This window comes from Pseudoalteromonas sp. SIMBA_162, assembly GCF_046535955.1.
GTDB lineage: Bacteria > Pseudomonadota > Gammaproteobacteria > Enterobacterales > Alteromonadaceae > Pseudoalteromonas > Pseudoalteromonas marina.
Window position 1 is genome coordinate 1 of the sequence record NZ_JAWJBQ010000796.1, and the last position, 253, is coordinate 253.

Annotated in this window: 1 protein-coding gene; it reads right to left on the reverse strand. The window is 62.5% G+C overall.

What is annotated here, in order from left to right; genetic code table 11:
• The coding region (locus R0J88_RS21865) for an aldehyde dehydrogenase family protein (RefSeq protein ID WP_410901156.1) at positions 1 to 253 on the reverse strand (253 nt) is incomplete at both ends.

The following is a 253-nucleotide window of genomic DNA, read 5'->3' on the forward strand; positions in this document are numbered from 1 at the left end:
GTTGATGGTTGGACCAGGTGTCGATGCTCGGCCCGGCATTGTGGGAATACTCGCCCTTGAGCAGCTCCGGCACGCCGCAGGCATATTCGACGTTCTCGATGCCGCGCTTGAGTTCGCCCATGGCGTCGTCGAGCACCTTGCCGTGCTCTTCACTGATCAGGGCGCAGATTTCCTGAGCATCCCGTTCCAGCAATGTCTTGAAGCGATACATGACCTGAGCGCGCTTGGCGGGCGGCATGGCGCGCCAGGCGGG